This window comes from Kocuria sp. CPCC 205231 (assembly GCF_040980965.1).
Taxonomy (GTDB): domain Bacteria; phylum Actinomycetota; class Actinomycetes; order Actinomycetales; family Micrococcaceae; genus Kocuria; species Kocuria rosea.
This window is the reverse complement of sequence record NZ_JAVKPP010000018.1, coordinates 51,206-66,113: the sequence shown is the minus strand read 5'-3', so window position 1 is coordinate 66,113 and position 14,908 is coordinate 51,206. Positions and strand designations below refer to the sequence as shown.

Genomic DNA, 14,908 nt, shown 5'->3' with positions numbered 1-14,908 from the left:
GCCAACTAGCGACATCCACTGCTCACTTTTGGGCCGTCGCTACTGCTCACTTTTCGACCGTCGTTGACAGACGCCGGCGAGCACGGCGGCGACAACCGCCCCCGGTCGTCCGGGCCGCCCCGGCACGGGCTCTCAACGACCGCGCGGTGGCCATCGCGCATCTCCACGCCCGGCCCGGTGCATCGACCGGTGCCGGTCCGGGCGCGGGCTCCAACGGTCCCGGGCTGGTACCGGTCGCTGCGGCCGCAGCGTCCCGCCAGAAGGGCGTGGACGCGGTCCTGCGGGCCTCCGGGGCAGCAGACCCGGGAGACTGCGGTTCGCAGATTCTGTCCCGCCGGAACGGCGCTGAGGGCCGTCGGAGGAGTACTGCGGTCATGTCTCCGATGTGTCCGACCGCCGACGACGGATCCACAGATGCGACAGGGCCCCGAGAGGAGTGATCCTCTCGGGGCCCTGTCAGGCGTGCTGCCGGCTCAGCGCACGAGCTCCCGGTCCTGGGAACCCGTGGTGAGGGCGTCGGCCTCGTGGTGGTGGTGCGCCGCCTCGAGCTCGGCGGGGGTGACGGGGGCGACACGGTCCTCGAAGAAGAAGCGGCTGATCCGCTCGCGCGTCTTCTCCGTGGCCGTGATCTTGCCCTTGGCGTTCGGCTGGGCCGGCTCGACCTGGTAGTCGGGCATGTTGACCAGACGGTACCGCTTGTACTCGTCGAGGGGCTCGTGCACCTCGATGAACTCACCGTGGGGGAGCTGCTGCACCCGTCCGGTCTCCCGGCCGTGGAGGACAATCTCCCGGTCCTTGCGCTGCAACGCCAGGCAGATCCGGCGGGTGATCATGAAGGCCAGGATCGGGCCCAGGAAGTACAGGGCGCGCAGCCAGTACAGGACGTCGTTGACGGCCAGGTTGAAGTGCGTGGCGATGAGGTCGCCGCTGGCCGCGATGAGCATGATCGTGTAGAACGTCACGCCGGCGGCGCCCATGGCGGTCCGGAACGGAGCGTTCCGGGGACGGTCGAGGATGTGGTGCTCCCGGTCGTCCTTCGTGACCCAGCGCTCGATCCAGGGCCACGCGGCCATGAGCCCGAAGAGCACCGCGAGCGGCGCCATCGGCAGCAGCACGTTCATCGGGATCGACATGCCCCAGAACGTCCACTCCCAGTTGAACGGCCAGGTGCCGGGCATGAGGCGCAGGGCGCCGTCGGTGAAGCCCATGTACCAGTCGGGCTGGGAACCGGCCTGCACCGGGGAGGGATCGTACGGACCGTAGTTCCAGATCGCGTTGATGGTGGTGGTGCCCGCCATCAGGGCCATGATGCCGAACACGATGAAGAAGAACCCACCGGCCTTCGCCGCGTAGATCGGTCCCACGGGGAAGCCGACGACGTTGTTCTCGGTGCGGCCCGGGCCGGGGAACTGGGTGTGCTTGTGCACCACGACCATGAACAGGTGGACGACGATCAGCATCAGGATGATCGCCGGGATCACGAGCACGTGGAGGATGTAGAGGCGCGCGATGATGTCGTGGCCCGGGAACTCGCCGCCGAACAGGAACATCGACAGGTAGGCGCCCACGATGGGGAGTGCCTTCAGGATCGCGTCGGCGATGCGCAGCCCGTTGCCGGAGAGCACGTCGTCGGGGAGCGAGTAGCCGGTGAAGCCGGCGACGATCGCGAGCAGGAACAGGGCGACGCCGACGAGCCAGTTGAGCTCGCGCGGCCGGCGGAAGGCGCCCGTAAAGAACACGCGCAGCATGTGCACGGACACGGCGGCGGCGAAGACCAGCGCGGACCAGTGGTGGATCTGGCGCAGGAAGAGACCGCCGCGGATGTCGAACGAGATGTCGAGCGAGGACGCGTAGGCCGCGGACATCTCGACGCCCTGCATCGGGACGTAGGAGCCCTCGTACTCCAGGGCCGCCATCGACGGCTCGAACCACAGGGCGAGGAACGTGCCGGAGAGCAGCAGGATGACGAAGGTGTACAGCGCCACCTCTCCGAACATGAAGGACCAGTGGTCCGGGAAGATCTTCCGGCCGAACTCCTTGACGATCGGCGACATGCCGACACGGGTGTCGACGAAGTTGGCGATCCGGCCGGTGCTCGTCTGGGGCTTGTACTCGTAATCAGTGGACGTGGACATCAGTTCGCCTCACCCTGCATCTCCTCGACATGGGTACCGCGCTGCGAGTAGGTCGGACCGACCGGCTCCTGGAAGTCGCTGCGGGCCACGAGGTAGCCCTCGTCGTCCACAGTGATCGGCAGCTGGGGAAGGGGCCGGGCAGCCGGCCCGAAGATGACCTCGCACTCGTTCGCGAGGTCGAACGTCGACTGGTGGCACGGGCACAGCAGGTGGTGGGTCTGCTGCTCGTAGAGCGCGACCGGGCAGCCGACGTGGGTGCAGACCTTCGAGTAGGCGAAGATGCCGTCGACGTTCCAGTCGGCCCGCTCGGGCGAGACGTTGACGGTGTCCGGGTCGAGGCGCATGAGCAGCACCACGGCCTTGGCCTTCTCGTCGAGGTAGCCCTCGTTGTGCCCGATGGCGCTCAGGTTCTCGGGGACCACGTGGAACGTGGATCCGAGGGTGACGTCCGAGGCCTTGATGGGGGTGCCGGAGGGATCGCGCACCAGACGGATCCCCTCGTCCCAGAGGGTCTCCTTGAGGACGTCCAGATCGGTCGGGCCGAGGTCCCGCAGCAGGCCGACGAACGGCAGGGGAGCGAGCACGGCCGCGCCGATGAGGGTGTTGCGCAGCAGCGGCCGGCGCTTGATCCCGGACTCGTCGTAGATCGTGGTCAGGATGCTCTGCGCCTCGGCGCGCTGCTCCTCCGTGCGCACCGCGTGCCGGTTCTCGACCAGCTCGTGGTCCGGCATGAGCGTGCGGGCCCAGTGGACGACGCCGAGACCGATGCCGAACATGCCCAGGGCCACACCGAGGCCCAGCAGCAGGTTCTGGAGCTGCAGGGCGCGTGTGGGCTCGGTGTTCGTGACGTCGTAGATGGGACCGTCGACACGGATGCCGAAGTACCCGACGAAGAACAGGATCGAGCCGAGGATCGAGATCAGGAACAGCAGGACGACCTGCCGTTCGGCGCGCTTGGCGGCCGTGGAGTCGACGTCCGTCAGGCGCGGGCGGTGCGGGGGCAGTCCGGGGTCGGGGAAACGCTCCATTGCCGTGGTGCCCGTGGTGGCAACGGTTCCCGACTGGTGGGGAGTGCCGTCACTGTGGCTTCCCATGTGGTCCCTCATTCTTCTCTTGGTGCAGTTGATCGTAGCTTCGGGGTCCGACATCCGCTGCCGGCACGGCCCGTCAGGCGGAGCGCGAGGTGAGCCAGACGGTGAACCCGATGATGACGGCGAGGCCGATGGTCCAGACGAACAGGCCCTCCGACACCGGGCCGAGGGCGCCGAGCCCGAAGCCACCGGGGTTGGGGCTGTCCTCGAGGGTCTTCAGGTACGTGATGACGTCCCGCTTCTCCTCGGGGGTGATGTTCGCGTCGTTGAACACCGGCATGTTCTGCGGGCCGGTCAGCATGGCCGTGTAGATGTGCCTCGCCTCGACGCCCATCAGGGAGGGGGCGTACTTGCCGCGGGTCAGCGCGCCGCCGGCACCGGCGGCGTTGTGGCACATGGCGCAGTTCGCGAGGAAGACCTTGGCACCATTGGCGGCGTTGCCCTGGGAGACGTCCAGGTACTCCTCCTCCGGCAGGCCGGGGCCGGCCCCGAAGGTGGCCACGTACGCGGACATCTGGCGGACCTGCTCGTCGTTGAACTGGACCGCCTTCTGCTCGGCCTGCGGGCCGTTGGCCTGCATGGGCATGCGGCCGGTGCCGACCTGGAAGTCGACGGCGGCGGCACCGACGCCCACGAGCGAGGGACCGGAGGGGGTTCCGGCGCCGTCGAGGCCGTGGCAGGTGGAGCAGTTCGCGACGAACAGCTTCTCGCCCTCCTCGATGTCCTGCGCGGTGTAGGACTCGGTCTGGGCCTTGGCCTCGTTGGTGGTGGTGGCGACTGCATAGAGCCCACCGCTGAGGAGCAGGGCCAGGACCATCAGGACCAGGACGGCCAGAGGGTGGCGTCGCTGCTGCGAAAGTGCCTTCACGTCAAACGTTCCTTTAACTCGGTGTTGGTTTGCTTGGTGCGTCCTCCGGGCGGCGCGGCCTACCGGAGGAAGTAGACCACGAGGAACAGCACGATCCAGACGACGTCCACGAAGTGCCAGTAGTAGGACACGACGATCGCCGAGGTGGCCTCGAAGTGCCCGAAGCGCTTGGCGATGAAGGCACGCCCCATGATGAACAGGAACGCGATGAGACCGCCCGTCACGTGCAGGGCGTGGAAGCCCGTGGTGATGTAGAAGGCGGAGCCGTAGGAGTTGGCCGGGATGCTGATGCCGTGGGCGACCAGCTCCGCGTACTCGAAGGACTGCACCGCCACGAAGATCGCGCCCATGATGAAGGTCAGGGCGAACCACTCGATCATTCCCCACCGGCGGACGTCGAACAGCCCGCCGGCCCGGCGGGGCTGGAGGCGCTCGGCCGCGAAGACGCCGAACTGGCAGGTCACCGAGCTCAGCACCAGGACGATGGTGTTGGCGAGGGCCAGCGGGATGTTGAGCTTGGCGGACTCCTCGGCCCAGAGCTCCGGTGCGGTGGAGCGCAGGGTGAAGTACATGGCAAAGAGGCCGGCGAAGAACATCAGCTCGGAAGCGAGCCACACGATGGTGCCCACTGAGGTGAGGTTGGGTCGGTTGATCGACCCGCCTACCGGCTTGGCTGGGGTATGGGTTGCAGTCGTCACAGAGACATTATGTCGCCAAAACTCCCGGTGGACCAACCAGGGGCGGGGTCGGGCGGTTCGCGTGTCCGGGTGGCGGGGGCCCCCGCTGACGAGCCGCGCCGTCTCCTCGCGCGTCCGGGCGCGGGAGGCCGGGGATCAAGGGGCCTCCGAGCCCGGGATGTGATCCGTGTCACAAGTCCTCGGCGAGGGGCATCCTCCGCCCGGCCGCCCGTTCGGGCCGGTCCGGCGGCGGGCGATACGATCGGGGGCGTGAACACGACGACACCGACGACCGCCCCGCACTTCGAGTGGCCGGACCTGATCACCGCCCTGATCTCCGGCACCGATCTGACCCGCGACCAGGCCTACTGGGCCATGGACACGATCATGTCGGGCGAGGTGTCCGACGTCGTCATCGCCGGCTTCCTCGTGGCACTGCGGGCGAAGGGGGAGACGGTCGAGGAGCTGACCGGGCTGGCCGACGCCATGGTGGGCAACGCCCGGCCGGTCGACATCCCCGGCCCGGCCCTGGACATCGTGGGGACCGGCGGCGACCGGCTCTCCAGCGTCAACATCTCCACGATGTCCGCCCTCGTGTGCGCGGGCGCCGGGGCCAAGGTCGTCAAGCACGGCAACCGTGCGTCGTCCTCGAAGTCCGGCTCCGCCGACGTCCTGGAGGCGCTCGGCGTGCGGCTGGACCTGCCGGTCGAGATGGTGGAGTCCGCGGCCCGGCACGTGGGCATCACGTTCCTCTTCGCCCAGACCTTCCACCCGTCGATGCGCTTCGCCGCGGCGGCCCGGGCGCAGCTGCGCGTGGCCACCGCCTTCAACTTCCTGGGGCCGATCACGAACCCGGCGCGGGTCGAGGCCTCGGCCGTCGGTGTGGCCGACCGCTCGCTGGCGCCGCTAATCGCGGGCGTCTTCGCGGCCCGCGGCGACCGGGCCCTCGTCTTCCGGGGCGGCGACGGCCTCGACGAGCTCACCGTGACGGCGCCCTCCGAGGTCTGGGAGGTCCGGGACGGGCGGGTCGACCACCACGACCTCGAGCCGCTCGACCTCGGCATGCCCCGGGCCACGATCGAGGACCTCCGGGGCCAGGACGCCCGGTACAACGCGGGCGTGGTCGAGCGGGTCCTGGCGGGGGAGAAGGGGCACGTGCGCAACGCCGTGCTGCTCAACTCCGCCGCCGGCCTCGTGGCCTTCGACACCGGCGCCGAGGGGTCCTTCCGGGACCGGATGGCCGCGGCGGTGCGGCGCGCGGAGGAGTCGGTGGACAGCGGCGCGGCCCGCGCCGTCCTGGACCGCTGGATCGCCCACACCGCGCGCTGAGGCGCCGCGCCGGCGGAGGGCTGACGACGACGGAGGCCGGCGGGGCGTTCCCCCGCCGGCCTCCTGCTGTCCGTGCGCTCGACCGCCGCGCGGGCTCCGGCCCGGCGGCACGAGGCCGGGCGACCGGTGCCCGTCAGTCGATGCCGAGCGAGAAGGCCGCCTCCAGGTCGTGCTTGCTGTAGGTCCGGAACGCGATGTTGGTGTTCGTGCCCACGACGCCCTCGACCTTGGAGAGCCGGTCGGCGATGACGTCCGCGAGGTCCTCGTGCCGGTGCACGCGCACCATCGCGATGAGGTCCCAGTCGCCGGTCACGGAGTACACCTCGCTGATGCCGGGGATGTCGGAGATCTGCTCGGCGACCTCGGGGATCCGGTCGGCGGAGGTCTTGATGAGGACGATGGCGGTGAGCATGGAGCACCTTTCGCGGGAGCGGGGCCGGCAGGACCGGCGGGACGGAGGGGTCAGCGCGGACGGCGGGAGCGGGCCGCGCGCAGCCCCGAGACCAGGGCGCGGGGGCCCAGCAGGAAGACGCCGAGCACCGCGAGCGTGACGAGGACGAAGCTCGGTGCCGTGCCCTCGCCGACGAGCAGGCGCAGAGCCATGCCCACGGCCACGGTCGTCGACCACAGCGCGACGCCCCGCGGCCAGACGGCGAACGGGGCGCGGTGCACCCGCCACCCGACCCAGCCCAGGAAGAGCCCGGCCAGGAACGGCCACGCCGTGATGAGGAGGCCGGCCGCGTCCAGGGCGTGGGTGCTGCGGCCCAGGCCGGCGAACAGCAGGACGAGCAGCACGTCCACGGTCAGCGCCGCGGCCCAGGGACCGGAGTGCGTGGTGCGTTCCTCGGGGCGGGCGGTGAGGGGGGCGGACGTCTGCATGCTGGCAGTCTAGTGCGGCGTCCGCTGGTCGCGATCCGGGACTCCCGAAGCCTCAGGTGCACCTTGAGAGTTGAGGGCTGCGGGCGAAAAAAGTCTCAACCTTCCACCAGGGGTCGATGGTCCGGGCCCGGAAGACAGGGAGGGATGCCGGGCCGCCTCAGGTGCCGGACTCGTGTCGGAATGCGGGACGGCGGGGTGGTTGAGGAGTACCACATCCTCGTGCGGCGCGGCGTCCCGGTGGAGCGGCCGGTGCGACGAGCGGCGGAGGTGTGTGCGACAGGGGATGCTCGGGAGTGGTACATAGCGGGTGGAACGGGCCGGAGGGGAGCCTTCGCTCCACGCTACTTTACATAATGTCGATTATCGGCGCTTTGCGGAGCAGGCTGTCCGGGGGGCAGCGCTCAGCATCCGTGTCCGCGCACGCCGTCGTTCCGGCTGTTCCGGTGAGCTCCGGACGCTCGGCTCTTCCGTGACGACACGACCCCGTCCTGCAGCGCGGATTCATCACGCGGCTCCGGGGCCGGCAGGAGCGACCCGCCGTGAGATCCCGGACGACGACGGGCCGGTGGGCCGTGGGCCTCTCCGCCGCCGGGCTCGTGCTGGGCTCGGTCGCGCCCGTCCTGACAGTCGTCCGACAGGACACTGGCACCGAGCCCGCGCTCGTCGTCGTCGCGCCGATGCTCGCAGCACCGTTACGACACGGCGGACCGGCCGTCCCGCTCCGAACAGACCGGCGCCTCTCCCCTGTCGACGCCGTCAGCGTGCCGATGTCCTCGTGTTGCGCCGCCCGGCCCTCCTTTTGTGGCCACTTGTGGGGGGATTCCCCCGTCGACCCGGCCTCGGGGGCCGGCCGCCGATACGCTCGCCGTGGCCGACCTGAATTCGCGTCGGCAAAATCTTGGTTCAAGGGGAGGACATCCGTGGGACGACGGAACACTGTGATCGTGACGGACGGCCGGGGGCGCCGGCTGGTGACCTCCGTGCTGGCCCTGTCGGTGCTGGCCCTGGCCGGCTGCGGACAGGACGACGCCTCGGACGCGCCCCCCGCGACCGCCTCCGGATCGGTCGCCCTCTCCCCCTCGCACGGCGGCCTGCAGGGCGGGAACCTGGTCCTGGCGGACACCGGCGGGGGCACCGACGGCCCGGTCACCGTCCGCTTCGGCGAGACGGAGGTGGAGTGCGAGTTCGACGACCGCTCCGCGCGCCACGCCTGCGTGGCCCCGGCCCGCGGGACCCCGGGCACGGTGGAGGTCTCCTTCGCCTCCGGCGGGAGCGACGTCGGGGAGAAGACCGCCTACACCTACACGACGCAGGGCACGCAGGACATCCCCCTCCTCACGGTCAACACGGAGACCGTGCGCAGCAACGCCGAGGCGATCCGGGCCGACTTCCCGTCGAACGTCCAGCTCGGCGCCGTGCTCAAGAACGGCGAGCCCGTGGACGTGTTCGGCAAGGTCATCGAGGACGCCGCCGAGGTCGACTACATCTTCGTGCCGAAGCTCGACGACGCCATCGCCCTGCGCGAGGCCGGCGTCGAGGCCAAGATCGCGGTGCTCTACGTCGCCCAGATCGAGGACATCCCGCTGCTGATGCACTACGACGTGGAGGTCGCCGCCACGGACCCCGCCTGGGTCGAGGCGGCGGAACAGGTGCTGTCCACCACGGGAGGGACGCTGAAGGTCCACCTGTGGGTCGACACGGGAATGGGGCGCGAGGGCGTCGTGCCCGAGGAGGCGCTCCCCCTGGCCCGAGCCGTCGAGGACGCCCCGCACCTGGAGCTCGCCGGCATCGCCACGCACTTCTCCACCGTCACGGCGGAGGACAAGGACGCCATCGAGCGCAACGACACGGCCAACACCACGGTGGCCCAGAAGAACCGCTTCGACGGTGCGGTGGCCGCGATCCGGGACGCCGGCCTCGGGCAGGACGCCCTGATCCACGCGGGGGCCAGCGACGTGCTGGACCAGGAGATCGACTCCCTCTACTACGACCTGCTACGGGTCGGCGGCATGTTCTTCGCCAGCAGCCCGCCGGAGACGACCCTCTACTCCTGGACCACGGAGCTGAGCCAGGTCAAGACGCTCCCCGCTGGCTGGTGCATCGACTACGGGTGCACCGAGCCGACCACCGAGCCCAAGAAGGTGGGTCTCGTCAACCACATCCCGTCCCGGGAGAACGAGCTGACCTACACGGTCGGCGGCAAGCAGGTCCCGGTGCTGCTCGACCACGGCACGGTCCTGACCCTCGACCTGTCCGAGGTGCCGGAGGCGGCCGCCGGGGACGAGGTGGCCATCGACTTCAGCGCGGAGGCCTTCCACCTGCTCGACGCCACCGCGCCGCTGCCGGTGACGACCACCGGCGGGTGACCGGCGCCGTTCAGGACCGACCGGCCGGGTCCTCGACGTCGTGGTCCAGCACGAGGTCGGCGTGGAAGTCCCGGGCCAGCTCCCGGGCGCGGGCGGCCCGGCGCGCGGAGGCCTCCGGTGCGACGGTGAGGTCCACGTAGACGACGGGCCGGCCGCAGGACTCCTCGAGCCGGGCCCGCAGCACCTCCGCCCGGTCGTCGCCGGGCGCGCAGCGGCCCGTGCCGAGCAGGACGAACGCGCGCTCGAAGTCGGGCTCGGCGGGAACGCCCCGCGCGATCAGGGCGGGCAGCCGGGACTGCAGCGCGGAGAGGCCGACCACGGCGGTCGCCGTCCCGGCGAGCCAGGCGCCGGCGGCGGAGACCGCCACCGAGGTGATGAGTTTCATGGATCTCCTCCTCCCGCGTGCCGGGGTCTGTGGGGCGGACCGGCACCGGGCCGGACCGACGGACGGTGGCGTCCCGCGGTCCCGGGAGAGTCCGGTGCGACCACGGTAGAGACCCCAACGCCCCCGGAACAGCGCCTATTCCGGGGACCCCGGCCACGGCCCTGCCGCCACGCCGCTCCAGCGTCCTGTCAGGCCCGTGGGGCAGAATGGGCTTAAGGCGAGGGTGCCCTCGCGGACGCGGATTCGGAAGGCCGGGGACGGACATGTGGGAGTGGCTGGTCGAGAACTCGTGGGTCCTGTGGCTGATCGTCGTGATCGCTCTGGCCGCCGTCGAGATGCTCACCCTGGACTTCCTCTTCCTGATGATGTCCGCCGCCGCGCTGCTGGCGTTCGGGGTGAGCTGGGTGACGGACAACTTCGTGCTCCAGGTGGTGACGTTCGCCCTCGCCTCGGTGCTGCTCATCTTCGCGGTGCGGCCGGTGGCCCTGCGCCGCCTCAACCGGTCCACGCCCGGGACCGCGTCCAACGCCGCCCGGCTCATCGGCCTCCCGTGCCAGGTCCTGGACCCCGTGACCGGCCGCAGCGGGCTGGTGCGCCTGGAGGGCGACACCTGGAGCGCCCGCTCGGTCACCGGCGAGCAGCTGCCCCCCGGCACCGACGTCTTCGTCCACGACATCGAGGGCGCCACCGTCCTCGTGGCCCCGTACCCCGCGCCGGCCGCCGACGGCGGGCCGGCGCCGCGCCCGTCCTTCTGACCCCCAAGACCGCACCGGCCCGGCGGGAACGCCGCCCGGAGCGGCACCACCGAGAGAGGCACCCGTGGACCTAGCCGTCATCGTCCTGCTCGCCATCCTGGTCGTCCTGGTCTTCATCATCCTGCTGAGGTCGGTGCGGATCATCCCGCAGGCCCGGGCCGGGATCGTCGAGCGACTCGGCAAGTACCAGAGCACCCTCACCCCCGGTCTGCACTTCCTCATCCCGTTCGTGGACCGTCTCCTGCCCCTCATCGACCTGCGCGAGCAGGTCCAGTCCTTCCCGGCGCAGTCCGTGATCACGGAGGACAACCTGGTGGTCGGCATCGACACGGTCGTCTACTTCCAGGTCATGGATCCGCGTGCCGCCACCTACGAGATCGTCGACTACATCCAGGCCGCCGACCAGCTGACGTCGGCGACCCTGCGCAACGTGGTGGGCGGTCTGAACCTCGAGGAGGCGCTGACCTCCCGCGACAAGATCAACGCCGAGCTGCGCGGGGTCCTGGACTCCACCACGGGGCGCTGGGGCATCCGGGTGTCGCGGGTGGACATCAAGGAGATCACTCCCCCCCCGTCCATCCAGGACTCGATGGAGAAGCAGATGCGCGCCGAGCGGGAGCGCCGCGCGGTGATCCTCACGGCCGAGGGCGACAAGCAGTCGCGGATCCTCATGGCCGAGGGCCAGCGGCAGGCGGCCATCCTGTCCGCGGAGGGCGAGGCGAAGGCCGCGATCCTGCGCGCGGACGGCGAGGCCCAGGCCATCCGGAAGGTCTTCGACTCGATCCACCGGGCCCGGCCGACCCAGAAGCTGCTGGCCTACCAGTACATCCAGACCCTGCCCAAGGTCGCCGAGGGCAGCGCCAACAAGGTGTGGATGATCCCCGCCGAGCTCGGCGACGCCCTGCGGGGCGTGGGCGACTTCCTCTCCAGGCCGGACGAGGACGGCCCGGGCCGGACCTGGTCGGACGCGGACGAGATGCCGGAGCCCGAGTCCGCGGACGAGCCCCTCGTGAAGCCGGACGCCGTCCGGGTGACGGAGGAGGACCTGCAGCCCAACCTGGAGCGCACCACCGTCGACCCGGACGAGTTCACCATCCCCCGGCCCTCGACCATCGACCCGGAGGCCCCCGTGCGCCTCGACGACCCGATGCCGCCGCAGGACGGCCCGACCGCCCGCTGACGCGGCGGGCCCGGGCCCCGGGGAACAACCCCGGGAGCCCGTGCGTTGCACCCAGCGGATCCCGGGTCCGTGCGACCCGCCGTCAGCCCGAGCGTGCGCCACTGCCGTGGCCACCGTCAGTTATGGAGGAACCACCACAATGAGCGACCGCAGCCTCAGGGGAATGCGTCTGGGCTCCCAGTCCATGGAGACCGAGGCCGGTGTCGAGCCGGCCCCGCGCCAGCGCGTCGAGTACCGCACCGCGGACGGCGAGAAGGTCACCGTCACCTTCGCGGCGGAGGCCGAGATCCCGCCGGTGTGGGTGTCGAAGACCGGCAAGGAAGCGATCATCGTCAACGGCGAGAAGCCGGTGAACCCCAACGAGAAGCACCAGCGCACGCACTGGGACATGCTCCTGGAGCGGCGCAGCACGGACGAGCTGGAGGAGATCCTGGCCCAGCGCGTCGAGTTCTACCGGGAGAAGCACGCGATCTGATCCTGTCGCCCGGCACATGCGGAGGGCCCCACCCGGTTCGGGTGGGGCCCTCCGCATGTGCCGGGCAGCGCGCCGGTCAGAGGCTCAGCGGCGGGTGAGCTTGCCCGCCAGGGTCCTGGCGCGGGCGGTGAGCCCCCACTGGGCCACGCGCACGACGGCCTCCCGGGTCACGTCCGGGCTCATCTTGGACTCGCCCTCGGCGCGCTCCACGAAGGTGATGGGCACCTCGACGACGCTCAGGCCGGCCCGCTCGGTGCGCCAGCCGAGATCGATCTGGAAGCAGTAGCCCTTGGAGTCGACGGTCTCGAGGCCGATCCGCTCGAGGGTCTCGCGGCGGAAGGCGCGGTAGCCGGCGGTGATGTCGTGGATCCGGGAGCCCAGGAGCGTCCGGGCGTAGAGGTTGCCGCCGCGCGAGAGCAGCTGGCGCTGCAGGGGCCAGTTCACGGTGCGCCCGCCGGGGACGTAGCGGGAGCCGATGGCCAGGTCGGCGCCGCGCTCCACGGCGTCCAGCAGCAGCGGGAGCTGCTCGGGCTGGTGGGAGCAGTCGGCGTCCATCTCGACCAGGACGTCGTAGTCCCGGGCCAGGCCCCAGCGGAAGCCGGCGATGTACGCGGCGCCGAGGCCCTCCTTGCTGGTGCGGTGCAGGACGTGGATGTTCCCGTCCGCGGCGGCCATCTCGTCGGCGAGACGGCCGGTCCCGTCCGGGCTGTTGTCGTCCACCACCAGCACGTGCCCGTCCGGGACGGCCTGGCGGAGCCGGTCCATCACGGTCGGGAGGGACTCGTGTTCGTTGTAGGTGGGGATGACGGTCAGTACGCGCACCGGGTGGTTCCTTTCGAGGTCTGCCTGCCGCACCACAGGGCAGGCTCCCTCGTCTTCGGACCAGTCCGGCCCTGAGGGGATGCCGGCCTGTTTTCTAAGGACGAGCGAGCCCACCCGGCAGCAGTTGCCCAGCCTAACCTGCCCCGCGCCTGCGACCAAGATCCTCCCGGCGCGGGGCGGCCGGGCGCCCCGCGGCTCAGAACCCGGCGGAGCGGTACAGCTCGACGCCGTCGAGCACGGTCTGGCGGCACACGGGCAGGGACGCGCCGTCGAGCGCGGGGAGCAGGGGGGTGCGGGCGCGCGGGTCGGTGCTCCAGGCGGAGCCGGTCCCCTCGGCCTGCTGCACCATGAGGGCCTCGACGTCCCAGACGGCGAACGTGGCCGGGGTGCCGGGCGCGAGCTGGCCCTGCATGGGGTCGGGGTGCCGGGCGGCCCGCCACGCGCCCCGGGTGGAGGCGAGGAACGCGGCCCGCGCGGAGATCCGCTGGTCCGGGTCGTGGTGCTGGAGGCAGGCGCGGACGGTCTCCCACGGGGACAGCGGCACCACGGGGGCGTCGCTGCCGAGGGCCACCGGGACCCCGGCGCGGTAGAAGGAGGCCATCGGGTTCATCGCGGCCGCCCGGTCGGCCCCGAGGCGCTGCTCGTAGAGCCCGCCCGGTCCGCCCCAGGCGGCGTCGAAGCCCGGCTGCACGGACACGGTCACGGCGTGGTGGGCGAGCCGCTCGATGCCCTCCGGGTCGATCATCTCGGCGTGCTCCAGGCGGTGACCGGCGCTGTGCAGGGCCCGCTCCCCCACGAGCGCCTCGGCGCGGTCGAGGCCGTCGAGGACGATGTCCATCCCGGCGTCCCCGATGACGTGGAAGCCGCCCTGCAGACCGGCCTCCGTGGTCGCGGCGAGGTGGGCGGCCACGGCCGCGGCGTCGAGGTAGCGGTCCCCCAGGTCGCCGGGGGCGTCGGCGTAGGGGGCGCGCAGCGCGGCGGTGCGGGAGCCCAGGGCGCCGTCGACGCACAGGTCCCCGGCGAGCCCCACGAGCGACTCCCGCCGCTCTACGGGGCGTCCGAGCAGGTCCGCCAGGGCGGTGTCGAACCGCTCCGCCACCGCCAGCGCCTCCTGGGCCGTGGCCACGAGCTCCCCCCGGTAGGGCAGCACGCGGGGAGTGGCGCCCTCGGCGCCGACCCCGTGGTTGGCGAGGGCCGTCAGCCGCACGAGGTCCTCGAAGGGGGCGACCTGCTCGGCGTTGGCCTCGACGAGGGCCACGTAGCCCTGGGCCGCGGCGTGCCGCAGGGCGAGCCGGTGCAGCTCGGCGCGGCGCCCGGCGTCGAAGTCGAGGGCCGCGGCGCGCACCCGGTCGTGGGCCAGGTTCTCCACGCGGCCGTCGCCGAGCCACCCGTCGGTCCCGGCGAGGCCCAGCCGCCGGGCCAGGGACGAGGACACCACCCCGGAGTGGACGTCGATGCGGGTCAGGTAGACCTCGCGCCCGCCGGCGGCCCGGTCGAGCTCCTCCGCCGTCGGCGCCCGGCGCTCCGGCCACACGGACTCGTCCCAGCCGGAGCCGAGGACCGGGCCCGTGCTCGTGCGGGCGGCACCGGCCACGGCGTCGAGCACCTCGTGCAGGGAGCCGGCCGCCGTGAGGTCGAGGGTGGACAGGGCCAGCGCGGTCTCGGTCACGTGCACGTGGGAGTCCACGAACCCCGGGGCCAGCAGCCGGCCGTCGAGGTCGACCACGTCCATGGAGGAGTCCTGCAGGGACTGCGCCGCCTCCTCGGAGCCGACCCAGGCCACGCGGGAGCCGTCGACCAGCAGGGCCGTGGCGAACGGGTCCGCGGGGCTGTAGACGGAGCCGTTGCGGTAGAGGACGGGACGGGCCGGGACGGTGGTGCTCACGGGTCTCCTGTTCGAAGGTGGTGGTGCGCGGGGGTTCGGGCGGGGCGTTCGTGCCGGTGGA

14 protein-coding genes are annotated in these 14,908 nt (G+C 71.5%); 5 read left to right on the top strand and 9 right to left on the bottom strand.

Features of this window, described 5'->3' with window-relative positions; translation table 11 throughout:
- Positions 1-473: 473 nt before the first annotated feature.
- The 4 genes from RF640_RS16455 to RF640_RS16440 all read right to left on the bottom strand — a co-directional run bounded on the left by RF640_RS16455 (position 474) and on the right by RF640_RS16440 (position 4,792).
- Positions 474-2,135, bottom strand: coding sequence for a ubiquinol-cytochrome c reductase cytochrome b subunit (locus tag RF640_RS16455; protein ID WP_109222703.1), 1,662 nt, complete (start codon positions 2,133-2,135; stop codon positions 474-476).
- Complete coding sequence (locus RF640_RS16450) at positions 2,135-3,229, bottom strand: ubiquinol-cytochrome c reductase iron-sulfur subunit (protein WP_176475324.1); 1,095 nt, start codon at positions 3,227-3,229, stop codon at positions 2,135-2,137. The genes RF640_RS16455 and RF640_RS16450 overlap by 1 nt, the downstream gene beginning before the upstream one ends.
- 73 nt (positions 3,230-3,302) lie before the next feature.
- Positions 3,303-4,094: a c-type cytochrome gene (locus tag RF640_RS16445; protein ID WP_109222704.1), complete on the bottom strand. Its 792-nt coding sequence runs from the start codon at positions 4,092-4,094 to the stop codon at positions 3,303-3,305.
- Positions 4,095-4,153: 59 nt separating this feature from the next.
- On the bottom strand, positions 4,154-4,792 hold the full coding sequence (locus RF640_RS16440) for a heme-copper oxidase subunit III (RefSeq protein WP_081994597.1): 639 nt from the start codon (positions 4,790-4,792) through the stop codon (positions 4,154-4,156).
- A gap of 249 nt (positions 4,793-5,041) precedes the next feature.
- Between RF640_RS16440 and trpD the strand changes: the two genes are divergently transcribed.
- Positions 5,042-6,100: an anthranilate phosphoribosyltransferase gene (gene trpD / locus RF640_RS16435; protein WP_095651091.1), complete on the top strand. Its 1,059-nt coding sequence runs from the start codon at positions 5,042-5,044 to the stop codon at positions 6,098-6,100.
- Between the two features lie 133 nt (positions 6,101-6,233).
- On the opposite strand, the gene RF640_RS16430 is transcribed toward trpD, so the two are convergent.
- Entirely contained in the window at positions 6,234-6,512 is a 279-nt protein-coding gene (locus RF640_RS16430; protein WP_017833527.1) for an Lrp/AsnC family transcriptional regulator, read from the bottom strand.
- Positions 6,513-6,562: 50 nt separating this feature from the next.
- Positions 6,563-6,979: a DUF3054 domain-containing protein gene (locus RF640_RS16425; protein WP_109222705.1), complete on the bottom strand. Its 417-nt coding sequence runs from the start codon at positions 6,977-6,979 to the stop codon at positions 6,563-6,565.
- Positions 6,980-7,923: 944 nt separating this feature from the next.
- Between RF640_RS16425 and RF640_RS16420 the strand changes: the two genes are divergently transcribed.
- Complete coding sequence (locus tag RF640_RS16420; protein ID WP_197722630.1) at positions 7,924-9,345, top strand: alanine racemase; 1,422 nt, start codon at positions 7,924-7,926, stop codon at positions 9,343-9,345.
- 10 nt (positions 9,346-9,355) lie between these two features.
- Here the strand turns inward: RF640_RS16420 and RF640_RS16415 are convergent, their stop codons facing one another.
- Complete coding sequence (locus RF640_RS16415; RefSeq protein ID WP_109222706.1) at positions 9,356-9,730, bottom strand: hypothetical protein; 375 nt, start codon at positions 9,728-9,730, stop codon at positions 9,356-9,358.
- Positions 9,731-9,993: 263 nt separating this feature from the next.
- Between RF640_RS16415 and RF640_RS16410 the strand changes: the two genes are divergently transcribed.
- The 3 genes from RF640_RS16410 to RF640_RS16400 all read left to right on the top strand — a co-directional run bounded on the left by RF640_RS16410 (position 9,994) and on the right by RF640_RS16400 (position 12,140).
- The gene (locus RF640_RS16410; RefSeq protein WP_017833523.1) at positions 9,994-10,485 is read left to right on the top strand and encodes an NfeD family protein; all 492 of its coding nucleotides are present in this window, start codon (positions 9,994-9,996) and stop codon (positions 10,483-10,485) included.
- A 64-nt stretch (positions 10,486-10,549) separates the two neighbouring features.
- Positions 10,550-11,665: an SPFH domain-containing protein gene (locus RF640_RS16405; protein ID WP_109222707.1), complete on the top strand. Its 1,116-nt coding sequence runs from the start codon at positions 10,550-10,552 to the stop codon at positions 11,663-11,665.
- A gap of 139 nt (positions 11,666-11,804) precedes the next feature.
- Positions 11,805-12,140: an RNA polymerase-binding protein RbpA gene (locus RF640_RS16400; RefSeq protein ID WP_031283042.1), complete on the top strand. Its 336-nt coding sequence runs from the start codon at positions 11,805-11,807 to the stop codon at positions 12,138-12,140.
- An 84-nt stretch (positions 12,141-12,224) separates the two neighbouring features.
- Here RF640_RS16400 and RF640_RS16395 read toward each other — a convergent pair whose 3' ends face one another.
- Both RF640_RS16395 and RF640_RS16390 read right to left on the bottom strand, forming a co-directional pair.
- The gene (locus tag RF640_RS16395; protein WP_109222708.1) at positions 12,225-12,962 is read right to left on the bottom strand and encodes a polyprenol monophosphomannose synthase; all 738 of its coding nucleotides are present in this window, start codon (positions 12,960-12,962) and stop codon (positions 12,225-12,227) included.
- Between the two features lie 196 nt (positions 12,963-13,158).
- Positions 13,159-14,847 (bottom strand): amidohydrolase, encoded by a 1,689-nt coding sequence (locus tag RF640_RS16390; protein WP_109222709.1) that lies wholly within the window; start codon positions 14,845-14,847, stop codon positions 13,159-13,161.
- Between the last annotated feature and the right edge of the window lie 61 nt (positions 14,848-14,908).